This window comes from Myxococcus sp. AM010 (genome assembly GCF_013372585.1).
Lineage (GTDB): Bacteria > Myxococcota > Myxococcia > Myxococcales > Myxococcaceae > Myxococcus > Myxococcus vastator.
Genome location: NZ_JABXEO010000001.1, coordinates 415983 through 440440, shown reverse-complemented (window position 1 = coordinate 440440; position 24458 = coordinate 415983). Strand labels below are relative to the sequence as shown.

21 protein-coding genes, 1 tRNA gene and 1 pseudogene are annotated in these 24458 nt (G+C 70.1%); 15 read left to right on the top strand and 8 right to left on the bottom strand.

The genetic code is table 11. The annotated features are described in order from the left end of the window. Both HV826_RS01685 and HV826_RS01680 read left to right on the top strand, forming a co-directional pair. On the top strand, nt 1-147 hold a 147-nt coding region (locus HV826_RS01685; RefSeq protein ID WP_176415240.1), incomplete at its 5' end, for a transposase domain-containing protein. A gap of 72 nt (nt 148-219) precedes the next feature. Further along, nucleotides 220-378, top strand: a pseudogene (locus HV826_RS01680) (DUF2381 family protein); the annotation flags it as partial. A 244-nt stretch (nt 379-622) separates the two neighbouring features. On the opposite strand, the gene HV826_RS01675 reads toward HV826_RS01680, so the two are convergent. Together HV826_RS01675 and HV826_RS01670 are read right to left on the bottom strand one after the other, a co-directional pair. Beyond that, a tRNA-Sec gene (locus tag HV826_RS01675) sits at nt 623-721 on the bottom strand. 67 nt (nt 722-788) lie between these two features. Beyond that, nucleotides 789-1472: a TetR/AcrR family transcriptional regulator gene (locus HV826_RS01670; RefSeq protein ID WP_176415239.1), complete on the bottom strand. Its 684-nt coding sequence runs from the start codon at nt 1470-1472 to the stop codon at nt 789-791. A gap of 46 nt (nt 1473-1518) precedes the next feature. Here HV826_RS01670 and HV826_RS01665 point away from each other — a divergent pair, with 46 nt between their 5' ends. Beyond that, nucleotides 1519-2496: an NAD-dependent epimerase/dehydratase family protein gene (locus tag HV826_RS01665; RefSeq protein WP_176415238.1), complete on the top strand. Its 978-nt coding sequence runs from the start codon at nt 1519-1521 to the stop codon at nt 2494-2496. On the opposite strand, the gene HV826_RS01660 is transcribed toward HV826_RS01665, so the two are convergent. After that, nucleotides 2450-3520: a metallopeptidase family protein gene (locus tag HV826_RS01660; protein ID WP_176415237.1), complete on the bottom strand. Its 1071-nt coding sequence runs from the start codon at nt 3518-3520 to the stop codon at nt 2450-2452. The genes HV826_RS01665 and HV826_RS01660 overlap by 47 nt on opposite strands. A 92-nt stretch (nt 3521-3612) precedes the next feature. On the opposite strand from HV826_RS01660, the gene HV826_RS01655 reads away from it, so the two are divergent. Together HV826_RS01655 and groL are read left to right on the top strand one after the other, a co-directional pair. After that, nucleotides 3613-3969 (top strand): response regulator, encoded by a 357-nt coding sequence (locus HV826_RS01655; RefSeq protein WP_043711631.1) that lies wholly within the window; start codon nt 3613-3615, stop codon nt 3967-3969. A gap of 168 nt (nt 3970-4137) precedes the next feature. Next, nucleotides 4138-5781: a chaperonin GroEL gene (gene groL / locus HV826_RS01650; protein ID WP_176415236.1), complete on the top strand. Its 1644-nt coding sequence runs from the start codon at nt 4138-4140 to the stop codon at nt 5779-5781. A 113-nt stretch (nt 5782-5894) separates the two neighbouring features. On the opposite strand, the gene sinM is transcribed toward groL, so the two are convergent. Together sinM and sinK are read right to left on the bottom strand one after the other, a co-directional pair. Beyond that, on the bottom strand, nt 5895-6992 hold the full coding sequence (gene sinM / locus HV826_RS01645; protein ID WP_176415235.1) for a signal integration modulator SinM: 1098 nt from the start codon (nt 6990-6992) through the stop codon (nt 5895-5897). After that, nucleotides 6989-8506, bottom strand: coding sequence for a hybrid histidine protein kinase/response regulator SinK (gene sinK / locus HV826_RS01640; protein WP_176415234.1), 1518 nt, complete (start codon nt 8504-8506; stop codon nt 6989-6991). Before sinK ends, sinM begins: the two co-directional genes overlap by 4 nt. A 149-nt stretch (nt 8507-8655) precedes the next feature. Between sinK and encC the strand changes: the two genes are divergently transcribed. After that, nucleotides 8656-9048 (top strand): encapsulin nanocompartment cargo protein EncC, encoded by a 393-nt coding sequence (gene encC, locus HV826_RS01635; RefSeq protein ID WP_176415233.1) that lies wholly within the window; start codon nt 8656-8658, stop codon nt 9046-9048. Between the two features lie 3 nt (nt 9049-9051). On the opposite strand, the gene HV826_RS01630 is transcribed toward encC, so the two are convergent. Next, nucleotides 9052-10422 carry a diguanylate cyclase gene (locus HV826_RS01630; RefSeq protein ID WP_176415232.1) on the bottom strand — a complete coding sequence of 457 codons (1371 nt, stop codon included), beginning with the start codon at nt 10420-10422 and terminating at the stop codon, nt 9052-9054. Between the two features lie 50 nt (nt 10423-10472). On the opposite strand from HV826_RS01630, the gene HV826_RS01625 reads away from it, so the two are divergent. The 4 genes from HV826_RS01625 to nadC all read left to right on the top strand — a co-directional run bounded on the left by HV826_RS01625 (nt 10473) and on the right by nadC (nt 17639). Beyond that, complete coding sequence (locus HV826_RS01625; protein WP_176415231.1) at nt 10473-11288, top strand: chemotaxis protein CheW; 816 nt, start codon at nt 10473-10475, stop codon at nt 11286-11288. Nucleotides 11289-11404: 116 nt separating this feature from the next. After that, nucleotides 11405-12679 carry a motility regulator RomR gene (gene romR / locus HV826_RS01620; protein ID WP_176415230.1) on the top strand — a complete coding sequence of 425 codons (1275 nt, stop codon included), beginning with the start codon at nt 11405-11407 and terminating at the stop codon, nt 12677-12679. Nucleotides 12680-12744: 65 nt separating this feature from the next. After that, nucleotides 12745-16743 (top strand): valine--tRNA ligase, encoded by a 3999-nt coding sequence (locus HV826_RS01615; protein ID WP_176415229.1) that lies wholly within the window; start codon nt 12745-12747, stop codon nt 16741-16743. 11 nt (nt 16744-16754) lie between these two features. Next, on the top strand, nt 16755-17639 hold the full coding sequence (nadC, locus tag HV826_RS01610) for a carboxylating nicotinate-nucleotide diphosphorylase (RefSeq protein ID WP_176415228.1): 885 nt from the start codon (nt 16755-16757) through the stop codon (nt 17637-17639). A 66-nt stretch (nt 17640-17705) separates the two neighbouring features. On the opposite strand, the gene HV826_RS01605 is transcribed toward nadC, so the two are convergent. Then, a complete protein-coding gene (locus tag HV826_RS01605) occupies nt 17706-19319 on the bottom strand; it encodes an alkaline phosphatase family protein (protein WP_176415227.1) in 1614 nt (537 codons plus the stop codon). A gap of 98 nt (nt 19320-19417) precedes the next feature. On the opposite strand from HV826_RS01605, the gene HV826_RS01600 reads away from it, so the two are divergent. The 4 genes from HV826_RS01600 (at nt 19418) to HV826_RS01585 (ending at nt 21898) form a co-directional block, all read left to right on the top strand. Continuing rightward, on the top strand, nt 19418-19846 hold the full coding sequence (locus HV826_RS01600; RefSeq protein ID WP_176415226.1) for a thioesterase family protein: 429 nt from the start codon (nt 19418-19420) through the stop codon (nt 19844-19846). 30 nt (nt 19847-19876) lie between these two features. Continuing rightward, complete coding sequence (glpX, locus tag HV826_RS01595; RefSeq protein ID WP_176415225.1) at nt 19877-20842, top strand: class II fructose-bisphosphatase; 966 nt, start codon at nt 19877-19879, stop codon at nt 20840-20842. Between the two features lie 40 nt (nt 20843-20882). Further along, the gene (locus HV826_RS01590) at nt 20883-21308 is read left to right on the top strand and encodes a type II toxin-antitoxin system RatA family toxin (RefSeq protein WP_176415224.1); all 426 of its coding nucleotides are present in this window, start codon (nt 20883-20885) and stop codon (nt 21306-21308) included. Between the two features lie 413 nt (nt 21309-21721). Next, on the top strand, nt 21722-21898 hold the full coding sequence (locus tag HV826_RS01585) for a hypothetical protein (RefSeq protein ID WP_176409559.1): 177 nt from the start codon (nt 21722-21724) through the stop codon (nt 21896-21898). A gap of 109 nt (nt 21899-22007) precedes the next feature. On the opposite strand, the gene HV826_RS01580 is transcribed toward HV826_RS01585, so the two are convergent. Further along, on the bottom strand, nt 22008-23051 hold the full coding sequence (locus tag HV826_RS01580; protein ID WP_407938380.1) for an ADP-ribosylglycohydrolase family protein: 1044 nt from the start codon (nt 23049-23051) through the stop codon (nt 22008-22010). Nucleotides 23052-23157: 106 nt separating this feature from the next. Between HV826_RS01580 and eno the strand changes: the two genes are divergently transcribed. Next, nucleotides 23158-24456: a phosphopyruvate hydratase gene (gene eno / locus HV826_RS01575; RefSeq protein ID WP_176415222.1), complete on the top strand. Its 1299-nt coding sequence runs from the start codon at nt 23158-23160 to the stop codon at nt 24454-24456. Nucleotides 24457-24458: the final 2 nt, after the last annotated feature.

Below are 24458 nucleotides of genomic sequence, written 5' to 3'. Positions count from 1 at the left end.
GGCGTCAACCCCGAGACGTATCTCGCGGACGTCCTGCTGCGCGTGCAGACACACCCCAACTCGCGCATCGGTGAGCTGCTACCCCACGAGTGGAAGCGGCGACGCGCCGCCGACCCTCCCGATTCGCCCCTCCAGCTCAGTCCCTGAACAGCTCGCTCGTCGAGGCGCGCGCCGAACACGGTCCTCGTCCGTCATCAAGCCTCCTGGCACGACGTCCACCGGACGGTTACAGAGTCGCCGATCATTTCGGGCGGGAACGGGCGCGTGGTGATTGAGGCTGAAGCTTCCGCTGAATCTGCACGAGGCTCCTTTTCGCTCAAGTTGTGGGAGTCAGATGGAGCACGCACGGTGACGATCAGCAACGTCACTTTCCCCTGATGCAACTGGGCCCATTTGGTTTCTCAATGCGTTGTGCCATTTCATGGCAGCTCAAACCCGAGCATTTAAGGGGCAGCAGTTCGGAGTGCGCCTCTTGGAGAGGGGCGGCCTCTGTCACTGGGGGGCAGGTTGCTTCTTTCGGCTAACGACGCGCTAACGACGTCCGGTAGACTTCGCTGGACGCATCCGGACAGGTCCAGTGCTGCCAGAGAGGCAGTGATGGGACGTAACCCCTCGGAAGTATTGGCGGTAGGGCACGGGAATCGAACTCGCCAGGGACGCCTCTCGGCGCCCCTCACCGGTTTTGAAGACCGGGCCGGCCACCAGGTCCGGAGGCCCTACCGTCTGCGATTACGCCGGACCCTCCGGACCCCGTCAACCAAAGGGCCACGGGCTCACCGCGCCACCGTCTACCCCCGTCCCGTCTTCAACCCCGGCAAGCCCTTCACCAGCGTCGTCACCAGCACCTGCGTCAGCTCCTCCGGGGGCGTGCCCGGAAACCCGGTGCACGTGAGCCTCAAGCTCACGATGCCGTGCACCCCCGCCCACAGCACCTCCGCGAGCTGCTCCGGCTTCGTGTCTGCCTCCAGCCTGCCGGCCGCCAGCAGGTCCACGAACACCTGCACCAGCACCCCGAAGGACCTCGGCCCCGCGCTCTCCGGGTTATCCCCGAACAGCGCCGTGGAGAGCTTCGGGTCCTCCATGAAGATGAGCCGGTACGTCTCCGGGTGCTCCAGGCCGAAGCGGACATACGCCTCCGCCAGTTTGGGCAACCGCTCCAGCGGGTCCTCCACCTGGGCCGCGGGCTCCAGCGTTGCTAGCAGGTCCTGGAAGCCGCGCACGCACAGCTCCTTCGCGATGGCCTCCCGGTTCTCGAAGTGGAGGTAGAGCGTCGCCGGCGCGTACTCCACCGCGTCCGCCAGCTTGCGCATCGAGAGGGCAGGGAAGCCCTCCTTCACCACGATGTCCCGGGCGACTCGCAGAATCTGCTCGCGCAGCTCCGCCCGCTGTCGCTCCTTCCGCTCCGCAATCCCCATGTTCCCAGTGTAGGCCTTGACCAACTGAACGGCCAGCAGTAGATGAACAGTGTTCATGAACGGTGTTCACAAACCACTCGCCGTTCGGAAGAGGGAGCAGGACATGGGCACGGTCGCGTTGTTCGGCGCCTCGGGTGTCATTGGACGCAGCGTCGCGCAGGCGCTGCGAGGGCAGGGGCGGGGCTACCGCGTGGTGGGGCGCTCCCGGGAGGGCCTGCAGCGGGAGTTCGGGGCGGACCCGCAGGCGGAGCTCGTCACCTGGAACCCGGATGACGAGGCCTCCATCCGGGCCGCGGCCCGAGGCGTCCAGACGCTCGTCTACCTGGTGGGCGTGCCCTACTGGGAGTTCCACCTCCACCCCGTGCTGATGAAGCGCACGCTCGACGCCGCCATCGCCGAGGGCGTGGAGCGCATCGTCTTCATCGCCAGCGTGTACCCCTACGGCCGGCCGCGCACGGACACCGTCAACGAGTCCCACCCCCGCGTGCCGCACACCTTCAAGGGCCGCATGCGCAAGGAGCAGGAGGAGCTGCTGCTCGCGGCGGACAAGGCGGGCGCCATCCAGGTCACCATCCTCCGCCTCCCGGACTTCTACGGCCCGGGCGTGGAGAACAGCTTCCTCCACCGCGCCTTCGTCGCCGCATCAAAGGGCAAGCGCGCCCAGCTCATCGGCCCCATCGACACGCCCCACGAGTTCGTCTTCGTGCCCGACGTGGGCCCCACCGTGACGGCGCTCATGGACCACCCGGGGGCCTACGGCCGCTTCTGGAACCTCGGGGGCGCGGGCGTCACCTCCCAGGCGGCCCTGGTGGAGGACATCTACGCCCAGGCCGGCCACCCCGCGAAGTACGCCGTGCTGGGGCCGGGGATGGCGCGCCTCCTCGGCCTCTTCAGCCCGTTCATGCGCGAGCTGGGGGAGATGCACTACCTGCACACCACGCCCGTCATCATGGACGACTCGGCGCTCAAGGCGCTGCTCGGCGACCTCCGGAAGACGCCGTACCGCGACGGCATCCGCCAGACGCTCGCCGCCCTCAGTCCAGCCCCCGTTGCCACAGGTCATCCTCATCCAGTCCCATGAGGTGACCGACCTCGTGCATCACGGTGATGCCAATCTGCTCGATGAGCTCCTCGCGGGTGTGGGCGAAGCGCTCCAGGTTCTTCTGGTACAGCACGATGGAGGCGGGGACGTGGTCGAATGCGTTCGTCACGCTGCGCTCGCCCACCGCCAGGCCCCGGAACACCCCGAGGATGCTCGGTGACAGGGGAGGGTCCTCACCCAGCAGGTCCTCGTCCGCCGGCAGGTCCTCCACCGCGATGGTGACGTTGTCCAGGTACTGCTTCGCGTGGCCGGGCAGGGACTGCACCGCGGCCTCCACTGCCCGGTCGAACTCGGCCTCGCCCAGCTCCACCGGGGGGAAGAACTCCGCCGGCACCAGCGCCTGGGCCTTCGCGAAGCGGCGCTGGGCCTCCTTCTCGTCGCCCCGGCGCTCCGCCAGCAGCCCCAGGTACTGGTGGGCCCACGCCTCGTCGGGCGTGTCCTTCAGCACCGCGTCGAAGGCGGCCTTCGCCTCGTCGAAGCGGCACAGCTCGAACAGGGCGATGCCCCGCTCCAGCTGCGCGTCCACCGAGCGCGGCAGGTGCCCCAGCGCCGCGTCCAGGCTCGCCAGGGCCGCGCGGCAGTCCCCCACCTGGTTCAGGCCCATCCCCTCCAGGAGGAGGAACTCGTAGAGCAGCTCCGCGTCGCCGGCCTTCTGCGCCAGCCGCTTGCCCTTGGCGCAGAAGCCCAGGCCTTCCTCCACGGCCTCCCGGTCCTCACCCACGCGGCAGATGAGGCAGTCCGCGGTGCCCAGGAGGACCTCCAGGTCGTCCGGGGACACCCGCAGCGCGGCGCCGAAGGCCCGGCCTGCCTCCTCCAGACGGCCCAGCTCCACCAGGGCGGCGGCGCGCAGGTGCAGGGCGTCCACCGACTCACGGGCCTGGGCCAGGACGCGGTCGGCGGCCGCCAGGGCCACCTCGAAGTCGCCCGCCTCGAAGGCCTCCGCCGCGGCGTCCAGCGCCTCCGTCCCGCCCACCCCCGCTCGCTTCGACGTCCGCGTCCCCATGGGGCCGCGACATATGAAGCCGCGCACTTCGTTGTCAACGCCGCGCACGGCTGTTACGTTCCCTCGCCCGTCCAGGTACGGCGCTCGGTCCCGTGAACATCCTTGTCGTCGACGACGATCTCGAACTCTGCACGATGCTCTCTCGCTTCTTGGAGATGCATGGGTTCACGGTCTACTCCGCGTCCGACGCGCTCCAGGCGCTCGACGTGCTGGAGCGCAACCAGGTCAGCATGGTCATCACCGACTACGTGATGCCCCATATGGACGGCATCCAGTTCACGGAGCTGCTCAAGGCGGACCCCCGCTTCCAGAGCGTCCCGGTGCTGCTGATGACGGGCAGCGAGGACGGCTCGGTGACGGACCGCGGCCTGCGCAAGGGCGTGGCGCTGACGCTTCACAAGCCCCTGGACATGGGCCAGCTGCTCACCCTGGTCCGCTTCGCGCAGTAGCCCACGGCGCCCTGCCCGCCAGGGTGCTCCGGGCCGTCCGCTCGCCCACACGGCCGCCCTTCCTGGTTGACATCGTTCGAGCGGCCCTTATGTTGGCGCTCGCCATGGCCGAGTGCTAACGGCCAGCGTCGTACCAGTAGAATCCCCCAATGAATTCAGGAGGTTGCGATGGCAGCGAAGGAAATTTTCTTCCATCAGTCCGCGCGTGAGGCCATCCTGCGCGGCGTCCGTACCCTGTCGGACGCGGTCGCGGTGACGCTTGGCCCCAAGGGCCGCAACGTGGTCATCGAGAAGAGCTTCGGCTCGCCCACGATCACCAAGGACGGCGTCACCGTCGCCAAGGAGATCGACCTCGAGAACAAGTTCGAGAACATGGGCGCGCAGATGGTGAAGGAGGTCGCGTCGAAGACCTCCGACAAGGCCGGCGACGGCACCACCACCGCCACGGTGCTGGCGCGCGCCATCTATGAGGAGGGCCTCAAGCTGGTGGCCGCCGGCCACAGCCCCATGGACCTCAAGCGCGGCATCGACAAGGCCGTCGAGGTCGTCGTGGGCGAGCTGAAGCGCCTGTCCAAGCCCACCGCCGACAAGAAGGCCATCACCCAGGTGGGCACCATCTCCGCCAACGGGGATGACACCATCGGCGCCATCATCGCGGACGCGATGGAGAAGGTCGGCAAGGAGGGCGTCATCACCGTCGAGGAGGCGAAGGGCCTCGAGACGACGCTCGACGTGGTCGAAGGCATGCAGTTCGACCGCGGCTACGTGTCCCCGTACTTCGTGACCAACCGCGAGCGGATGGACGCCGTCCTGGACGACCCCTACATCCTCATCAGCGAGAAGAAGGTCTCGTCGATGCAGGACATGATTCCGCTGCTGGAGCAGGTCGCCCGCGCCGGCAAGCCGTTGATCATCATCGCCGACGACATCGAGGGCGAGGCCCTGGCCACCCTGGTGGTCAACAAGATCCGCGGCGTGCTGAACGTGTGCGCGGTGAAGGCCCCCGGCTTTGGTGACCGCCGCAAGGAGATGCTGCAGGACATCGCCGTCCTCACCGGCGGCACGGTGGTCAGCGAGGACCTGGGCCACAAGTTCGAGACCCTGACGCTGAACGACCTGGGCCGCGCCAAGCGCGTCACGGTGGACAAGGACAACACCACCATCGTGGACGGCGTGGGCACGAAGGCGGCCATCGAGGGCCGCATCAAGCTCATCCGCACCCAGATTGACACCGTCACCAGCGACTACGACCGCGAGAAGCTCCAGGAGCGGCTGGCGAAGCTGGTGGGCGGCGTGGCCGTCATCAACGTCGGCGCGGCCACCGAGACGGAGATGAAGGAGAAGAAGGCCCGCGTCGAGGACGCGCTGCACGCGACCCGCGCGGCCGTCGAAGAGGGCATCGTCCCTGGCGGCGGCGTGGCCTACCTCCGCGCGCTGCCCGCGCTGGAGAAGCTGAAGCTGGGCGGTGAGCAGGACTTCGGCGTGGCCATCATCCTGCGCGCGCTCCAGGAGCCGCTGCGGAAGATCGCCAGCAACGCCGGCGTCGAGGGCGCCGTGGTCATCAACAAGGTCCGCGAGGGCACCGGCGCGTTCGGCTACAACGCCCGCACGGAGATCTACGAGGACCTGGAGAAGGCCGGCGTCATCGACCCGACGAAGGTGGAGCGCACCGCGCTGCAGAACGCCGCCTCCGTCGCCTCGCTGCTGCTGACCACCGAGGCCATGATCGCCGATCGCCCCAAGGGCAAGGCCAAGGGCGGCGGCGCGGGCGCCGGCATGCCGGACTACGGCGGCGACGACATGGACTACTGAGCCGCTCCGGAGGGCTCGGGGCGCGAGTCCCGGGCCGTCTGGAACTCAGTGGTGGACGGCCCCGGATGCCTCGTCATGAGGCGCCGGGGCCGTTGTCGTTTCAGCGGGGGCGCTCAGGGCACGCGGCCCACGAAGCCGCCGGTGCCGCTCTCCTGCGACGTGTAGAGCAGGGTGTCGCCGTCCACCAGCAGGCCCCCGGGCCCCACGCCCTCCGGGCCCACGGGCTCCAAGGCGCCTGACGTGCAGGTGCTCACACGGCGCAGGAAGTCCGTGCCGCCGGTGCTGACGTCCTTGAAGTAGAGCGTGCCGTGGAGCTCCACCGGGAAGGAGGGCCCCTGGAGGCCCGTGGCCACGACCTCCACCGCGCCGCCCTCGCGTGGCAGGCGCAGCACGCGGCCGTCTCCGCCGCCGCCCTCGGTGACGAGGAAGTGCGTGGGCGTGACTTCCAGCGAGGTTCCGGCGGTGATGTTGCCGTCGCGCAGCGTGGCCGGGGCGCTGCCATCCAGCGGCACGCTGTAGAGGCCGGGGCGCTCTCCGGCGGCGACCAGGAACCACACGTCCTGGCCCACCACCCGCGCGCCGCGCACCTGCGTGAAGCCCGTGCCCGCGTAGAGCTCCTGGCGGTTGCCACCCGAGGCGTCCACGCGCACCAGGCGGCGGTGCGACGTCGCGACGACGAGCACGTCCCTGTCCCCCAGCCGCGCGGGCAGTATCTCCGTCCCGCCAATGGTGACGTTGTTCAGCGTGGCGTCGAGCGGCCGTTCGTCCTTCGCGCCCGTCGCCTTGTCCACCCGCCACAGGCCATCCAGGTCGAGCACGTAGAGGGAGTCCGACACCACGGCGATGGCGTCCGGCGCCCGGAAGCCCGTGGCCACGGACGCCACGTCACCGCCCACGCGCGGCAGCCGGAGGAGCCGCCCAGGGCCCGGCTGGGGCTGCTGCGGATTCAGGGAGTGGGATTCGACGATGTAGAGGTCCGCCCCGTCCACCGCGAGCCTGCGGGGCGTGTTCAGCCCGGTGAGCAGTTGCGTGCCCGGACCGGGAGCCAGCGGCGCGCAACCCGCGTCGCCGCTGCCCGCGTCGCCGCTGCCCGCGTCCTCCGTTCCAGTGCCCGCGTCGCCACGGCCCGCGTCCGGCCCGTCCTGCGTTGGCGGCTTGTCGGAGGAGCAAGCGATACCCAACAGCAGGACGGACAGGAGCGCGAATCTCATGGGGCCTCTCGTTTGAAGGCGCGGTTCAGCTCGCGGCTGAGCGCCGTGGCATCGGACATCAGCTTGGGAAGGCACGCGGCGGCGCCCGCCCGCAGGGACACCAGCGCCGTCTCCATGGTGAGGTGCTCGGCCAGCACGACGAAGGGCGCGCCCTGCGCCAGCGCCTTGCCCAGCTCCAGCGCCTTGCGCCCGTAGGCGGGCGTGAAGTCCCAGCTCACCACCACGCCCGCGGGCGGCTCCAGCGCGGCCAGCTCCGTCGTCGACAGGATGCGCGCCTCCAGTCCCACCAGGGACAGGGCGTGGGTGATCTGCGCCGCCGCCGCCGGGTTGTCCTCCAGCACGTCCACCCGGCGCATCTCGGGGTTCGTCTCCAGCGGCGCGGGGGCGGGCTTCTTCGTCAGCGTGGCGCGCAGCAGGGCGCGCACTTCGCGGATGTCGTCGAAGGGCTTGAGCAGGTAGTCCACCACGCCCAGCTCCAGCGCTTGCTGCGTCGTCACCAGCGACGGGTAGCCCGTCATCAGGATGACGCGCGAGCCCGCGTGCAGCCGCCGCGCCTGCTGCGCCAGCTCCAGGCCGGACATGCCCGGCAGGTTCTTGTCGGTGACGATGAGGTCCACCGGGGCCTCGTGCAGCAGCTCCAGGGCCTCCTCGCCGCTGGCCGCTTCGATGAGCTCGCACTCCTTGCCCATCAGGTCCCGGAAGACCATGCGGATGATGATTTCGTCATCCACCACCAGCAGCCGCTGCTTCCGCGCGGGCGGCGCGTCCGTCGCGGGGAAGCGCACGCGGAACACGGTGGCGGGGGCCGGGACGTCGCGGATGACGCCTGGCGGGGCCAGCTCGAGGCGCGCGTGGTGCTCGCGGGCGATGCGCTGGCACACGGACAGGCCCAGGCCGGTGCCTCGCTTGTTGGCGGTGACGTAGGGCTCGAAGATGCGCTCGCGCAGCTCCTCGGGGATGCCCGGTCCCCAGTCCGCCACGTAGAGGGCAGGGGAGGGGCCCTCCATCGTGAGCACCACCTTCACCCGGCCGCGCCCCGCCATGGCGTCTCGCGCGTTGTTGAGCAGGTTCAGCGTGAGCTGCTCGATGAGGCGCGCGTTGCCCTGGATGGTGATGTCCTCCGGCGCCTCCACCTCCAGCGAGATGCGCGAGGAGTCCGGGTTGATGCTGAAGTGCTTCGCCGCCGCCCAGATGGGGGCCGCCAGGGAGAGGTGCTGCTGGGAGGCCGGCCGCTCACTCGACAGGCGGATGAAGTCGGAGACGATCTGCTCCATCCGCTCCACCTGGGCCAGCAGCAGCCGCAGGGGGCCGGGGGCCGCGCCGTCCTCCGCGAGGAGCTGCGCGTAGGCCTTCACGCCGAGCAGCGGCTGTCGCAGCTCGTGCAGCACCTCCGCCGCCAGTTGTGAGCTGTGCGTCCCCGCACGTTGCATTGCCGCCGCCGCTGTTCGCGCGGCCGTCAGGTCCCCTGCCTCCACGGCCTGGAGCAGTTGGGCGAGCGGCGCGGGTGTTTCCATGTGACGAGCATGGCGGAGGCAACCGCTTGTACGCAACGCACCCGTAGGGAATCCGTTGACCCCGGCCTGTCCGGCACGGATGCTGGCCGCGTTCTCGTCACGCCGTCCGGAAACCCGGATACCGCGCTACCGGCCTCGGGAGGGCCTTCATGCCGCAGACCAACCCGTTCCACTCGTTGGTTCCCCGCAAGATGACGGACACCGAGCTGGCCCGCTCCATCCGGCTCAACATCGAGGCGGAGCTGGACGCCATCAACCTCTACGCGGCCCACATCGACGCGACGGACAACGAGGACGCCAAGGCCATCCTCCAGCACGTCATGGACGAGGAGCGCGAGCACGCGGCCCTCTTCTGGGAGCTCATCGCCCGGTTGGACCCGGAGCAGGCCGCGCACGCGAAGGAGGCCGTGGAGAAGTACCGGCTCATCACCTCCGGCGCGTCGCACGAGGCCGTGGAGGCCGTGGGCAAGGAGGGCGCGGCGCCGTCTGCCGCGGACGTCACCCCGGAGAAGCGCCTCACCGTGGGCAGCATGCGCCGGTAGCCGTCAGGACGAGTGGGCCTGCCGGCGCTCGGCCGGTGGGGCCTCCAAGTCATTCGCCGCCATGTACACGACGTTCCGCGAGCCTCGCTTGCCGCGGTACATGGCCCGGTCCGACAGGTCCAACAGCGTGGCCTTGTCCTGGGCGTGCTCGGGGAAGCTGGCCACGCCGATGCAGGTGGTGAGCTTGAGTGACAGGCCTTCGCGCGCCAGGAAGTTGTGCGTCTCCATGGTGCGCCGGATGCGCTCCGCCACCTTGAGCGCGCCGCCGGAGTCGGTGTTGCGCAGCACCACCACGTATTCGTCTCCGCCGTAGCGCGCGACGACGTCGTGGTCTCGGACGCAGCCCTTCACCACGCGCGCCGCCTCCACCAGCACCTTGGAGCCCACGAGGTGTCCATGGGTGTCGTTGATGGACTTGAAGTGGTCCAGGTCCAGGAACAGCAGGCTGAAGGTGCGCTGCGACTGGAGCGCGTCCTGGACCTCGCGGTCCACCACCAGGTGCAGGTAGCGGGTGTTGAACAGGCGGGTGAGGTCGTCGACGTACGCCAGGTCCTCCACCGCGGCGAAGCGGCCGAGGTTGCGCAGCGCGAGCGCCCAGTTGCGCACCAGGAAGCTGGCGGTCTCGCCCGCCCACTCCGCGCCCGTGCCGCCGAAGAAGAGCACCGCGTGCCCCAGCACGGCGTCGCCCTCCTGCGCGGGGACGGAGACGGCGCGAGGGAAGGGCGCGTCCAGGCCGTCCAGCTCGCGCGGCCCGCGTTCGTTCGTCAGGCGTTCGATGAGCTCGGCGATGAGCGGCTCTTCCAGCGCGGTGGACAGGCCGCTGGTGCCGTGGCGCCGCAGCGCGAAGGCGGAGTCGCGCTCCAGCAGCACCACGGCGCTGGCGGAGGCCATGCTCTGCAGCGCGCTGGCGGTGACCGCGGCCAGCTTCTCGCGGTCCAACGTGGTGGCGATGCGCTGCCCCGCCTCCAGCATGGCCACGTGGCGGCGCAGCGACGCGTTCTCCTGCATCAGGTCGCGCGTGGTGAGCGCGCGGCGCACGGCGTGCTGCAGGGCCTCCGGGGCCACCGGCTTGACGAGGTACTCCGCGGCGCCGCTCTTGATGGCGCGCACGGCGGGGTCCACCTTCTCCAGGCCGGTGATGACCACCACCTCCACGCCCGGGTGATGTTCCCGCACGTGCCGCAGGACCTCCATGCCGTCGCCACCGGGGAGGATGAGGTCCGTGACCACCGCGTCGAAGCGGTCGCCCGCGAGCGCTTCCTTCGCCTCTTGTAGCGTGCCCACCGCCGTGACGGCGTGTCCCACGGCGGTGAGGTAGTCGCCGTACAGGGTGCGGGCGATCTTTTCGTCGTCGACGAGGAGGATTCGCGCCATCTCCCATCGGCTTACCATCAACCGCTGGAACGCTGCTAGGGTCGCCCCCCGTGTCCCCCTTCGAAAGCGGCCGTCGGCTCTGCGTTCTCGTGGAGGCCGGGGAAACCCGTTACGCCGTGGAAGCGACGTCTGTCATGGAAGTGGCGATGCCAGGCGCCAATGGCAGCAGCCTGCGGGGTGTGTTGGAGGTGAAGGACCTCTGCGCGCTGCTGGGCGGGCCGCCGGAGGAAGGCCCGGGCATGGTGGTGGTGCTCGACGTAAGTCCCACCCTGGCGGTGCGCGTGCGCTCCGTGGTGGAGGTGGCGGACGTGGCCCGCGCGCCGTTCTTCCTGCTGCCTCCGGGGTTGGCGGACTCGCTGGCGCCGCTGAGCCGGGGCGCGGTGCTGTACAAGTCGCGGCTGTACCTGGAGCTCATCGCGGAGGCGCTGCCGCACCGGGTGGGGGCGATGTCGGCGGCGGTCGTCGCCCGGCCCGTACACTGGGCGGAGGCGGCTCCGGACCGGGCGCTCGTCTTCGAGTCCCAGCGTCGGCTGTTTGGCGTCCCCCTGGGCCTGGTGTCGCAGGTCATCAGCCGGGGCGAGGCCTTCAGCGTCCTGCCCGTGCAGAGCGGACCGGTGGCCGGTATCTTTCCGCATGATCAGGTGCTGTGGCCTGTCTGCTCGGTCCCCGCGTTGCTGGGGGAGGTGCCCGCGCCGGAGCCCTTCATCGTCCTCACGGAGCTGGCCGGGCGGAACGTGGGGCTGACGGCCACGCGGGTGCTCGGCGTCCTGCAACGTTTCGAGCCGGACGACACCGCGGGCAGCTTCCGCGCTCCCGGGTTGAGCGAGCCCGTGGCGTTCCTGGACCTGCAGCGCATGTTTTCTTGATCGTCCCAGAGGGCAACTCGTAAGCTGCCCCGCTTGTCAGACTGCCGCGAGTCAACCCTCGCGGCGGGAATCACCAACGAATTCAGGGGAGTGGATGCTCCCCGAGGCCCGAACCGATGCCCAAGAATCTGCTGGTCGCCGATGACTCGCTCACCATCCGCAAGGTGATCGGGATGATCTTCGCGACCGAGGACTTTCAGGTGACCGCGGTGGACAACGGGCTGGACGCCATCTCCCGCACCCGCGAGCTGCGTCCGGACGTCGTCCTCGCGGACGTCATGATGCCGGGCAAGAGCGGCTACGAGGTCTGTGAGGCGCTGAAGAACGACCCCGCCACCCAGGGCATCCCGGTGATGCTGCTGGCCGGCACCTTCGAGGCCTTCGACGAGAACCGCGCCCGCGCCGCCCGCGCGGATGACCACGTCACCAAGCCCTTCGAGAGCCAGATTCTGCTCGACAAGGTGAAGGCGCTGGTCGGCCAGAAGTCCAACACGATGCCCGCGTCGGCGGCCACGCAGGTGCGCCACGCGCCGCCTCCGCCCGCCGCGGCGCCCGCGCCTGTCGCCGCCGCCGCGCCGCCGGGGGCCCGTCCCGCGCCGCCGCCGGGTGCGCGTCCGGGGGGGCCTCCGGGGCCTGGGATGCCGCCGGGTGCGCGTCCTCCGGGGCCTGGGATGCCGCCGGGTGCGCGTCCTCCGGGGCCTGGGATGCCGCCGGGCATGGCGCGTCCTCCGGGGCCTGGGATGCCGCCGCCGGGTGCGCCGGGCGCGCCGCGTCCTCCGGGGCCTGGGATGCCGCCGGGCATGGCGCGTCCTCCGGGGCCTGGGATGCCGCCAGGTGCGCGTCCTCCAGGGCCTGGGATGCCGCCGGGCGCCCGTCCGGGCGTGCCGCCTCCGCCGGGTGGTCCCGCGCCGGGAATGCCTCCGCGACCGGGAATGCCGCCGGGCGCCGTGGCCCGTCCGGGCGTGCCGCCTCCGCCGGGGGGGCCCGCGCCGGGTGGCTTCCAGCGTCCGCCGGTGGGCGCGCCGCAGCCTCCGCCTCCGGGGGCGGCGCCGCAGCCCGCCGCGAGGGGCAGGGATCCGTTCGGCCTGGGGGCGCCCGCGCCCGCCGCGGCCCAGCCGTCCATCAGCATCGAGGACTCGCTGCCCGACACGGGTGACGCCGAGGAGATCTCGCTGGACATCGCCCCCCCCGCCGCGCCCGTCGCTGCCAGGCCGGCGAGCGCCCGTGCGCCTGCCGCGGATGGGGGCGAGGCCCTGCTGCGTGAGGCGCTTTCCAAGGCTTCCCGAGAGGTCATCGAGAAGATTGCCTGGGAGGTGGTACCGCAGCTGGCGGAGACCATCATCCGAGAGGAGCTCGAGCGGCTCATCAAGGACCGAGAGACCCAGCACTGAGGCGCCTGGCGCCGTAACCTCCTGACCTTTTGCCGGCCCCGGTCCTCCGGGGCCGGCCGCCTTCAATGACCGATACCACTGAACTTTCGAAGGCCTACGAGCCCACCGAGGTCGAGGCCCGGCGCTACGCGTTCTGGCTGGAGCGCAACTACTTCCGCGCCGAGGCGCCCTCCGACAAGCCGCCGTTCTCCATCGTCCTGCCGCCGCCCAACGTCACGGGCAGCCTGCACATCGGCCACGCGCTGACGGCGACCATCCAGGACATCCTCACCCGCTGGAAGCGGATGAGCGGCTTCAACGCCCTGTGGCTCCCCGGCACGGACCACGCCGGCATCGCCACGCAGATGGTGGTGGAGAAGGAGCTGAAGAAGACGGAGGGCAAGAGCCGCCACGACCTGGGCCGCGAGGCGTTCCTGGAGCGCGTCTGGGAGTGGAAGGGCAAGTTCGGCGACCGGATCGGCGAGCAGCACCGCTACCTGGGCGCGTCCCTGGACTGGAGCCGCGAGCGCTTCACCATGGACGAGCAGTCCTCGGCCGCGGTGCGCGAGGTCTTCGTCCGGCTGTACGAGGAGGGCCTGATGTACCGGGCCCAGAAGCTCATCAACTGGTGTCCGTCGTGTCGCACGGCGCTCAGCGACCTGGAAGTGGAGCACCAGGAGAAGAACGGCTCCATCTGGCACATCCGCTACCCGGTGAAGGACTCCGACCGCACGCTCACCGTGGCCACCACGCGCCCGGAGACGATGCTGGGCGACACCGCCGTGGCCGTGCATCCGGAGGACGAGCGCTACCAGGACCTGATTGGCAAGCACGTGGTGCTGCCGCTCAGCGGGCGTGAGATTCCCATCATCGCGGACGGCGAGCTGGTGGACCCGAAGTTCGGCACCGGCGTGGTGAAGGTGACGCCCGCGCACGACTTCAACGACTACCAGACGGGCCTGCGCCACAAGCTGCCGATGCTGTCCATCCTGGACGACGCGGCGCGGATGACGAAGGAGACCGGCAAGTACACCGGCACGGACCGCTTCGACGCGCGCAAGCAGGTGCTGGCCGACCTCCAGGAGCTGGGGCTCTTGGAGAAGGAGGAGCCGCACAAGCTGTCCGTCGGCACGTGCCAGCGCTGCACCACCGTGGTGGAGCCGCGCCTGTCGCCGCAGTGGTTCGTGAAGATCGAGCCGCTGGCGAAGCCGGCCATCGAGGCGGTGGAGCAGGGCCGCACGAAGTTCGTCCCGGAGTCGTGGACGAACACCTACTTCCACTGGATGCGCAACATCCACGACTGGTGCGTCAGCCGCCAGCTGTGGTGGGGCCACCAGATTCCCGCGTACTACTGCACCGCGTGCAGCCCTCGGCTGGGGGACGACACCGACCTGCCGCTGGACGCCGCGACGGTGAAGGTGGGCGGCGTGGACTTCGCGCGCGCGGAGCCGATTGTCGCGCGGGAGCAGCCCACGTCCTGCCCGAAGTGCGGCGGCGCCACGTTCATCCAGGACCCGGACGTGCTGGACACGTGGTTCTCGTCCGCGCTGTGGCCCTTCTCCACGCTGGGCTGGCCGCGCAACACGCCGGACCTCCAGACGTTCTACCCGACGTCCGTCATGGAGACGGGCCACGACATCATCTTCTTCTGGGTCGCCCGGATGATGATGATGGGCCTGCACTTCATGGGGGATGTGCCCTTCCGCACCGTGTACCTGCACGCGATGGTGCGCGACGAGAAGGGCGAGAAGATGTCCAAGACAAAGGGGAACGTCATCGACCCCTTGGACGTCATCCTCGGCGCCAGCTTGGACAAGCTCGCGCCGACGCTGAAGAACAAGTTCCCGCAGGGCATGCCGGCGTTCGGCGCGGACGCGCTGCGCTTCACGCTCGCGTCGCTCACCCAGCAGGGCCGGGACATCAAGCTGTCCATGGACCGGCTGGCTGGCTACAAGGCCTTCTGCAACAAGCTGTGGAACGCCAGCCGCTTCGCCCTGATGAACATGGGCGAGTTCACGCTGGATGAGCGTCCGCTGAAGGCGCGTCCGTTGACGCTGGCGGACCGCTGGATTCTCTCGCGGCTCCAGCGCGCCACCACCGAGGCCCGCGCCTCGCTGGAGACCTACGGCTTCGCCGAGGCGGCGTCCACGCTGTACCAGTTCCTGTGGGCCGAGTTCTGCGACTGGTACATCGAGCTGGCGAAGGGCTCGCTCTACGGCACCGACGAGCAGGCGAAGGACTCCGCGCGCGCGGTGCTGGTGTACTCGCTGGACCGCATCCTGCGATTGCTCCACCCGTTCATGCCGTTCATCACCGAGGAGATCTGGCAGAAGCTGCCGATGTCCCGGCCGGTGGACAGCATCATGATCGCGTCGTACCCGGAGCCCGACGCGGACCTGGTGGACGAGGCCGCCGAGGCGGAGATGGCCCCGGTCATCGCCACCATCGAGGGCCTGCGCACCCTCCGCGGCGAGAGCAACCTGTCGCCCGCGACCAAGGTGAAGGCGGTGGTGCAGAGCCCGGACGCCCGCACGCGCGAGCTGCTGGAGCGCTGGCGCGCGTACCTGATGCCGCTGGCCGGCCTGTCCGAGGTGGAGATTGGCGCGCCCGGCACCAAGCCGCCGCAGGCCGCCGCCTTCGTGGGAACGAACCTGGAAATCTACGTGCCGCTGGCGGGTCTCATCGACCTGGACGCGGAACGCGACCGCCTCCGCAAGGAGATCGCACGCGCCGAGCAGGAAGCTGCCGGTGTGCTGCGCAAGCTGGAGAACCCCAACTTCGTGGCCAAGGCGCCCCCGGACGTGGTCGAGAAGGACCGCGCCCGCGTGGAGGAGTTGAAGGAGCGCAAGGCCAAGCTTCAGGACCATCTGCAGCGCATTGCCCCGGAGCCCGCCATGCCCGCAGCGCCGCCGTCCGAGAGCAGCACGCCGACCGAAAGCGTTGAGCCGACCGAGGCCGACATCGCGACCGAAGCCGACGTCGCGACCGAGCCCACCACCCCGCCTGGGAGCGCCGCTCCATTAGAGACGACGCCTCCAGTCGAGGGGGGCACTGAATACGAGACGCTCGCCGAGTCCACCGAGGAGGAGGAGGCCGCCGTCGCACCGGCCGAGGAGAAGGCCGCGCCGGACGCGGAGGCAGAGGGGAACGTCGACCTGGCGGAGGAGCTGAAGGACGAGCTCGATGCCGCCGGCGGTGTGGCCGAAGCCGCGGACCCCCAGGTGCAGGACGCACTGGAGAAGCTGCGCGCGGGGACGAAGGAAGGCCTGTCTCCGGCCGACCATCATGACCTGGGCGTGGCGTACATGAGCATGGGGCTCGTCGACGACGCGATGCGGGAGTTCAACACGGCGCGTGCCGGTGGCGACGCCCGTGAGGCGCCTGCCGCCGCGCAGGTGGACGCTGAGCCCGAGCAGACGGTGGCCTCCACCGCGAAGGCCGTGGTGAAGGCCGCGCTGGCCGCGGTGAAGAAGGCGTCGTCCATCGCGAAGGACACGGTGGTGGACGCTGTCTCCGCTTCCGACGAGGACGAGGAACCCGCCGCTCCGGCGAAGGCGCGTCCCGCGAAGAAGGCCGCGGGCAAGAAGGCGCGTGCCGCCGCGACGAAGGCTCCGGTCAAGGCAACGGGCGCGAAGGGCGCTGTGACGAAGGCTCCGGCCAAGGGCGCGGCGAAGAAGGCCGCCGCGAAGAAGGCCCCGGCCAAGGGCGCGGCGAAGAAGGCTTCGACTCAGAAGGCCGCCGCGAAGAAGGCCCCGGCCAAGGGCGCGGCGAAGAAGGCTTCGACTCAGCAGGCCGCCGCGAAGAAGGCTCCGGCCAAGGCTGCGTCGAAGAAGGCTTCGGCTCAGAAGGCCGCCGCCAAGAAGGCTCCGGCCAAGGCTGCGTCGAAGAAGGCTTCGGCGCAGAAGGCCGCCGCGAAGAAGGCTTCGGCCAAGGGCTCCGCGAAGAAGGCTGCCACGAAGAAGGGGGCGGCGAAGAAGGTCGCTGCCGCCAGCAAGAAGCCGGTGAAGAAGGCGGCGGGCCGGAAGGCTCCCGCGAAGAAGCGCACCGGGGCGAAACCCAAGGCGCGGGCAAAGGCCCGGCGGTAGCAGGAGGAGACGTGCAGCAGCAGGATTACCTCGACCGGCTCATCGCGCTCGCACTCGATGAGGACCTGGGGGCGGCGGGTGACGTCACCTCGCAGGCCCTCATCCCTCCTGACTACGAGGGCAGCGCGGAGCTGGTCGCCAAGGAGCAGTTGGTGCTCGCGGGCCTGGAGGCCTTCGTCCGCGTCTTCAAGACGGTCGACCCGAACGTCGAGGTGGAGCTGTTGCGCCGCGACGGTCAGGAGATCAAACCGAAGATGGTCGCCGCGCGCTGTCACGGCCGGATGCGCTCGCTGCTCGCGGCGGAGCGCACCGCGCTCAACATCGTGCAGCGGGCCGCGGGCATCGCGACGCTGGCGCAGCAGGCCGTCACGTCCGTGCGCGGCTCCAACCTGCGCGTCCTGGACACGCGGAAGACGCCGCCGGGGATGCGCACGGTGGCCAAGGAGGCCGTCCGCATGGGCGGCGCGTCCAACCACCGCTTCGGCCTCTTTGACGGCGTCCTCATCAAGGACAACCACATCGCCGCCGTGGGGGGCTCCATCGCGGAGGCGCTGCGCCGCGCGAAGCTCAACGGGCCCCGGCTGACCAAGATTGAAATCGAGGTCACCAACCTCAAGCAGCTCGCGGAGGCCATCGAGCACGGCGCGGACGTGGTGATGCTCGACAACATGGACGACGCGCAGATTCGCGAGGCCGTGAAGCTGGCGGCGGGCCGCGTCCCGCTCGAGGTGTCGGGCGGCGTCACGCTGGACCGGCTGCCCCGGCTGGCGAAGCTGGGCATCGACTTCGTGTCCATGGGCGCGCTGACGCACTCCGCGCGGGCCATGGACCTGTCGCTGGAAATCACCGCCGCGGCGAAGCGTCCCGCGCGCGGCAAGCAGCCGAAGCCGGCGTAGCTCGCGGACACGGAGGCGCTCCTGGCTCCTGCCCGGGACGCGCGGAGCCCTCCCTGTCGCGGCCGCTCACTTGCCCGTGAGGACCTCCGCGCGGGGCTTGCCCTCCGCTGACGCCGGCATCCCCAGCTCCATCAGCGCCGACAGGGTGGGGGCGAAGTCCACCGGGTCGATCTCCTCCAGGTACATGCCCGGCTTCACGCCCTTGCCCGCGAAGAGGATGGGCACCTGTGAATCATAGGCGTGCGGCGTGCCGTGGTTGGCGCCGGTGGGGATGGCGTGGAGCAGGTGGAGGGGCCGGAGCATGAAGAGCACGTCGCCGCTGCGCCCCGGGTAGTAGCCCTTGCGCATGGGCGTCAGGTAGCCCGCGGTGTCCGGCGCGGTGAACAGGTCGTCATTCGCCACGGCCGTGATGACCGCCGGGTGCTTCGCCAGCCACGCCGCCGCCGCGCGCCGCACCGCCACGTCCACCGCGCCGCCCTGGTGCGTCTTGCCGCCCAGGTACACGTCCAGTTGTTCGAGCGTGGCCGTCACGTCGCCGCCGAACTGCTGGCGCAGCGCCTGCGTCAGGCCCTCCGCCAGCTCCGCCGGGCTCACCCGCTTGGCGGCCAGCCCCTTGGCGGCCCACTGCTCTGGCACCGCCGCGCCGCCGTGGTCCGCGGACAGCGCGATGACCAGGTTGCCCCGTCCCCCCGCCGCGCGCTCGGCCGCGGTGATGAGGCTGCCCAGCGCCTTGTCCAGCCGCAGCAGCGTGTCCTGCATCTCCCACGAGGAGGGCCCGTACTCGTGGAACACCAGGTCCGTGCCGGTGAAGCTCACGGCCAGCAGGTCGGGCACGCCGTCCTGGCCCAGGCCCTCTCCGGCGATGGCCGCCTTGGCCGCCTCCACCAGCAGGTCATGCGATTCCGGTGAGACGGCGAACGCCTGGTAGAAGGTGGGGCCCGGCGACGGCAGTCCGCCGTCCAGCGGATGGGGGAAGGTGCGGCCCAGGCCGTAGACGTCCGCCTCGGCGAGGCCTTCGTCCTCGCCCACGTACTCCGAGGCCGGCCGCAGCAGCTCCCACTTCTTGCCGAAGGACGCCTCCGGCAGCTTCCGCGCGTTCAGCGCCTTCAGCCACGCCGGGAACTCCTTCGTGTACCAGGTGCCGGTGACGAACTTCCCCTCGCCCTTGTCGAACCACCACGCCTGGCCCGCGCGTCCGGCCAGGGGGATGGCCGCGTGGGGCTTGAGGGACAGCGCCACCGCCTTGCCGCGCTCCTGCGTCGCCACGCGCAGCCGGTCCGCCAGCGTCTCCACCATGAGGTGGGCGGGGCCGGAGTCCTGGCCCGGCTTCAGCGGCACCTCCAGCACCGGGTGGGCCGCGTCCGCGAAGGCCATCACGCGCTTCATCGTCGAGCGGTCCACCCACCGGTTGTCCACGATGCCGTGCCGCCACGGGTTGGCGCCCGTGGCGAGGGTGGCGTGGCCGGGCGCGGTGCGGCATTCGGCGTGGCCGTAGCGCGCATAGGGAAAGTACGCGCCCTGGTTGAGCAGCTGGCCCAGGCCGCCCTTCAGGCGCGGACGGTTGCGCAGCAGCACGTCACTGCCGAGCGCGTCCACGCTGATGACGAGCGTGAGCCTGGGGGGGCGGGCAAGAGCGGGCAGGGTGGCCAGCGCGACGGCGAGGACGAGTGCGCGAATCATGGGGATGAGAACCATCTCCGCCGGGATGGTGAGAAGCAACCAACAACGCGTGTCACTGCTTGGACGCCGCACATCGCGCTGTTAGGGTCGCCCGCTTCATGGTCGAGGCCCGTCTTCGCGTCATCTACGGCGACACCGATCAGATGGGTGTCGTCTACTACGCGAATTACTTCCGCTATTTCGAGTTCGCGCGCAGTGAGTACTTTCGCGCTCGGGGTGGCAGCTACGCCGAGCTGGAGCGCTCGGGTGCCCTGCTACCCGTGGCCGAGGCGAGCTGTCAGTACAAGGCATCCGCGCGCTACGACGAACTGTTGGTCATCCAAACCACCGTGAGTGAGTTGCGCCGCGCGTCCATCGTGTTCACCTACGCGCTGTTTCGTGACGGTGCGCCACGCACGCTGCTCTGCACCGGAATGACGCGTCACGCCTGCGTGGGGCGGGACGGCAAGCCGACGCGGCTGCCCGACGCCCTCATCCGGTTGCTTGAAACAACCGAGCCTTCCCCGGGCTCTTCCACTACCACCTGAACCCTTCCGGCATACCCAAGGAGCACACACATGGATCGCAACCTGGCAATGGAGGTCGTGCGCGTCACCGAGATGGCGGCCATCGCCTCCGCCCGACTGATGGGCCGCGGCAGCAAGGACGAGTCGGACCAGGCCGCCGTGGACGCCATGCGCCGCGCCTTCGACGCGCTGCAGATTGATGGCACCGTCGTCATCGGCGAGGGCGAGCGCGACGAGGCGCCCATGCTCTACATCGGCGAGAAGGTGGGCAAGCGGGGTGATGGTGCGCCCGAGGTGGACATCGCCCTGGACCCGCTGGAGGGCACCAACCTGTGCGCCTACGGCCGGCCGGGCTCCATCGCCGTGGTGGCCATGGCGGGCAAGGGCGGGCTGCTCAACGCCCCCGACACGTACATGGAGAAGCTGGCCGTGGGCCCGCGCGCCCGGGGCGCCATCGACCTGCGCAAGACGCCCACGGAGAACCTCCGCGCCATCGCGGAGAAGATGAAGGTCTACGTGGAGGACCTCACCGTGGTGGTGCTGGACCGCGAGCGCCATTCCGACCTCATCAAGGAGATTCGCGCGGCGGGCGCGCGCATCCGGCTCATCGAGGACGGTGACGTGGCCGGCGCCATCGCCACGTGCTTCGACAACACGGGCGTGGAGGTGCTGATGGGCATCGGCGGCGCGCCCGAGGGTGTCATCGCCGCGGCGGCCATCCGCGCCACCGGCGGTGACATGCAGGGCCGGCTCGTTCCCCGCAACCAGGGCGAAATCGACCGCTGCAAGACGATGGGCATCAGCGACATCTCGAAGATCTACACCGCCGAGGAGCTGGCCAGGGGCGAGGTGATGTTCGCCGCCTCCGGCGTCACCACCGGCGACTTCCTCAAGGGCGTGCGCTTCTTCGGCGGCGGCTGCGAGACGCACTCCGTCGTCATGCGCAGCAAGACGGGCACCGTCCGCTTCATCCAGTCGGTGCACAAGTTCGACAAGAAGCCGGGGTACGCTTTCTAGGCCGCAGCTCCCACCCTGCCTCACGCCCCTGGAGACACCCATGCCTGGCGCCTCGCGAACCATCATCGTCAACGCCCCCATCGAGAAGGTCTTCGACGTCATCACCCAGTACGAGCGGTACCCGGAGTTCCTCCCGGAGGTGAAGGGCATCCGGACGGAGAACCGCCAGGGCAACACGGTGGACGTCCACTACAAGGTGGATGTGCTGAAGACCATCAGCTACTCCATCCACGTCACGGAGGAGCGGCCTACCCGCATGTCCTGGTCCTACATCAAGGGCGAGTTCATGAAGGACAACCAGGGCAGCTGGGTCCTGGAGCCCGAGGGCGAGGGCAAGACGAAGGCCACCTACACCGTGGAGATGGCCCTGGGCGCGCTGGTACCCAAGAGCGTCGTCTCCGCGCTGGTGGAGACCTCGCTGCCGAAGATGCTGGACGCCTTCAAGCGCCGCTTCGAGGCGCCCTGAACCCCGCCTCCAGGCGGCTTCCTGGCGGGCGACTCCACCATCGCCCGCCGACCGCCAGGAGTCTGCGGGGACCCGGATGCTCCGCCCGTCGCAGCAAGCGGGCGGACGAGGCTGTCTCGAAGGGGCTTGCGACGCCGGCTACGGGGAGTATGCCCATGGGAAGGTCCGCTTGCGGGCCGCATCGAGGGCATTAAACTGAACACCGTCCCGACAGGGTTTTCGGCCTCCACGACATTTCTGCCCTGGGTGCCCTGGCTCAGGTGTCGGGTGGCAGACGAGCAACCGTGCGAGATGGCAGCAACGTACCCAGCGAAGAACCGGGGTTCTTAATTTGCATCTGATATGGGTGGAAATGGTATTGGGGCGGGATGGGCGTACATCGGGGTACGTAGGCTGAGGGAGACGGAAGACCCATGCTCGACGCCTTCATCATCGAAGAGATAAAGCGCCGTGAGCGCCGCCGTGAGGAGCACGACAGGCCGGTGGCGGAGCTTCCGCTCCCCGTGCCGGATGACCGCCCGCGTCGGCGCACGGAGACCGAAGACGACAAGCCCCAGCGGGGCGTGGTGGTCATCGACCTGCTGTCCTGACCCCGGCATCGCGGCTTGACGGCCGCGCCGGTGTGTCCCCGAGCCCGCGGTGGCGGTCCTTCCCAGGACGGCCCCGCGGGCTTCGCGCATCCAGGCGCCCCAGCCCCCCTCAGGCGTGGGTCAGGGCCAGCAGGTGCCGGGGGTGGTAGACCTCCCACAGCGGCCCCTTGACGGTGGCCAGGGCCTCCAGGACTTGCTTGCGCCACTCCTCGGGCAGGGCCTGCTCGCCATGGAAGGCGCCCACGAGCGCGCCGGTGATGGTGGCGTGGGCCTCCGTGTCGCCGCCCCGGTGGACGACGTCCAGGAGCGCGGCCTCGGCGCTGGGGGCGTGGAGCAGCTCCCAGAAGGCCAGCCGGAAGGCGACGCGCACCGCGTGCAGGGGGCGGTGGAGGTGCAGCTCCGGCCCGTACAGCATCGGGTCCTCCTGTTGGGCAAGCGCCAGGTCCTCGCGCAGGAGCGACGCGGCGAAGGACACCTCCTGCACATAGTCACTGGCGGAGCGCCCGAGCGCGGCGCCGGCCAGCAGCAGGCCCGACTCCGCGGCGGGGATGAGGTCGGCGGCCTTGAGGCCCGCGCCATGGGTGACGGCATGGCCAATGGCCGCGTTGAAGGCCGCGCAGGCGAGCTGACAGCGCGGGTCGAAGTGGGTGAGGGCGGAGTCCTCCAGCGAGGCCTGGGTGAGCGCGTGGGCGTCCCCAGCCAGATACACGCCCAGCGGCGCCGTGCGGGCCAGGCTCCCCGGGTCCGCGGGCTTGCGGTACGCGCGCAGCCACACGCGCCTGCCCGCGCCCAGGGGCGGGAAGCCCGACGTCTGGCAGTCCTCGAAGACCTCCTTCAGGGGCTCGCTGACGTCGAAGGCATGGGGCTGCCAGGCGCGGTAACGACGCAGTGCGTCCGCGGCGTCGTAGCGCCGGATGGCCCGGAGGCTGTGCCCCAGGCAGGCCGCGAGCTGGACCTCCTCCGTCACCTGCCCGCGGCGCAGCTCATGGGGGCCGCCGCCCATCAGCTTCATGTAGGGCCCCTCCGCCTGCTTGGGAAATGGAACGGCCATGAAGGGGCGGTGCGCGGTGGGGACGGACAGGGCGTTGCCCACGGCCATGCCGAGCAGCGCGCCGCGGCGCCGTTGAGCGAGCAATGGGTCAGGCCCCTTCAAGGCGGGGCGGCGTTGGGGCGGGGGCATTCGACGGGTGGACACTGTAGCAGCGCGGGCCGCGAGCACGCTTGCCCGGCCCGGGGGGCTCTTCTAGAAACGGTCGCCTATGACCGAGATTTCTCAGATTCTGGCGCGCGAAGTGCTCGACTCTCGTGGCAACCCCACCGTGGAGGCGGAGGTCCAGCTTGCCGGGGGCGCTCGTGGCCGCGCCGCGGTGCCGTCCGGTGCGTCCACCGGTGAGCATGAGGCCATCGAGCTGCGCGACGGCGACAAGCAGCGCTACCTGGGCAAGGGCGTGCAGAAGGCCGTGAAGAACGTGGTCGACGTGCTCGCGCCCGCGCTGGTGGGCATGGACGCGGCGGATCAGTTCGCGGTGGACCAGCGGATGCTGGAGCTGGACGGCACCGCCACCAAGGGCAAGCTGGGCGCCAACGCCATCCTCGCGGTGTCCATGGCGGCGGCCCGGGCCGCGGCGGACGCGCACGGGCTGCCGCTGTACCGCTACGTGGGCGGCGTGCAGGCGCGCACCCTGCCGGTGCCGCTGATGAACATCCTCAACGGCGGCGCGCACGCGGACACCCGCGTGGACGTGCAGGAGTTCATGGTGGTGCCCGCCGGCGCGTCCTCCTTCGCGGAGGGCCTGCGCTGGGGCGCCGAGGTGTTCCACGCGCTGAAGAAGATTCTCAAGGACCGCAAGCTGGCCACGGGCGTGGGCGACGAGGGCGGCTACGCCCCGGACCTGCCGGCGAACGAAGAGGCGCTGAAGCTCATCATGGAGGCCATCGACAAGGCGGGCTTCAAGGCCGGTGAGCAGCTCTTCCTGGCCCTGGACGTGGCGGCCAGCGAGTTCTTCGACAAGGGCAGCAAGAAGTACAAGCTGAAGGGCGAGGGCAAGGAGTACGACGCGGCGGGCCTGCTCGAGTACTACCGGGGCCTGTCCGAGCGCTACCCCATCATCTCCATCGAAGACGGCATGGCGGAGGATGACTGGGAGGGCTGGAAGAAGCTCACCGACGCGCTGGGTTCGCGCATGCAGCTGGTGGGCGACGACCTCTTCGTCACCAACGTGGAGCGCCTGGGCCGCGGCATCGAGACGGGCACGGCCAACTCCATCCTGGTGAAGGTGAACCAGATTGGCACCCTGACGGAGACGTTCGACGCCGTGCGCATGGCGCACCGCGCCGGGTACACGTCCGTGATGAGCCACCGCTCCGGTGAGACGGAGGACACCACCATCGCCGACCTGGCCGTGGCGCTGGACTGCGGGCAGATCAAGACGGGCTCCGCGTCGCGCTCCGACCGCGTGGCCAAGTACAACCAGCTGCTGCGCATCGAAGGCGAGCTGGGGGCCGCGGCCCGCTACGCTGGCAAGTCGGTGTTCCGCGCCCTGAACCAGAAGAAGTGAGC

Bases quoted from the DNA above. Each gene is read 5' to 3' on its own strand.
- sinK (WP_176415234.1), bottom strand. From the start codon at position 8,506: ATGGAAACACCCGCGCCGCTCGCCCAACTGCTCCAGGCCGTGGAGGCA.
- HV826_RS01615 (WP_176415229.1), top strand. From the start codon at position 12,745: ATGACCGATACCACTGAACTTTCGAAGGCCTACGAGCCCACCGAGGTC.
- HV826_RS01605 (WP_176415227.1), bottom strand. From the start codon at position 19,319: ATGATTCGCGCACTCGTCCTCGCCGTCGCGCTGGCCACCCTGCCCGCT.
- HV826_RS01630 (WP_176415232.1), bottom strand. From the start codon at position 10,422: ATGGCGCGAATCCTCCTCGTCGACGACGAAAAGATCGCCCGCACCCTG.
- glpX (WP_176415225.1), top strand. From the start codon at position 19,877: ATGGATCGCAACCTGGCAATGGAGGTCGTGCGCGTCACCGAGATGGCG.
- groL (WP_176415236.1), top strand. From the start codon at position 4,138: ATGGCAGCGAAGGAAATTTTCTTCCATCAGTCCGCGCGTGAGGCCATC.
- HV826_RS01670 (WP_176415239.1), bottom strand. From the start codon at position 1,472: ATGAACACTGTTCATCTACTGCTGGCCGTTCAGTTGGTCAAGGCCTAC.
- HV826_RS01600 (WP_176415226.1), top strand. From the start codon at position 19,418: ATGGTCGAGGCCCGTCTTCGCGTCATCTACGGCGACACCGATCAGATG.
- eno (WP_176415222.1), top strand. From the start codon at position 23,158: ATGACCGAGATTTCTCAGATTCTGGCGCGCGAAGTGCTCGACTCTCGT.
- encC (WP_176415233.1), top strand. From the start codon at position 8,656: ATGCCGCAGACCAACCCGTTCCACTCGTTGGTTCCCCGCAAGATGACG.
- HV826_RS01590 (WP_176415224.1), top strand. From the start codon at position 20,883: ATGCCTGGCGCCTCGCGAACCATCATCGTCAACGCCCCCATCGAGAAG.
- sinM (WP_176415235.1), bottom strand. From the start codon at position 6,992: ATGAGATTCGCGCTCCTGTCCGTCCTGCTGTTGGGTATCGCTTGCTCC.
- HV826_RS01665 (WP_176415238.1), top strand. From the start codon at position 1,519: ATGGGCACGGTCGCGTTGTTCGGCGCCTCGGGTGTCATTGGACGCAGC.
- romR (WP_176415230.1), top strand. From the start codon at position 11,405: ATGCCCAAGAATCTGCTGGTCGCCGATGACTCGCTCACCATCCGCAAG.
- HV826_RS01660 (WP_176415237.1), bottom strand. From the start codon at position 3,520: ATGGGGACGCGGACGTCGAAGCGAGCGGGGGTGGGCGGGACGGAGGCG.
- HV826_RS01585 (WP_176409559.1), top strand. From the start codon at position 21,722: ATGCTCGACGCCTTCATCATCGAAGAGATAAAGCGCCGTGAGCGCCGC.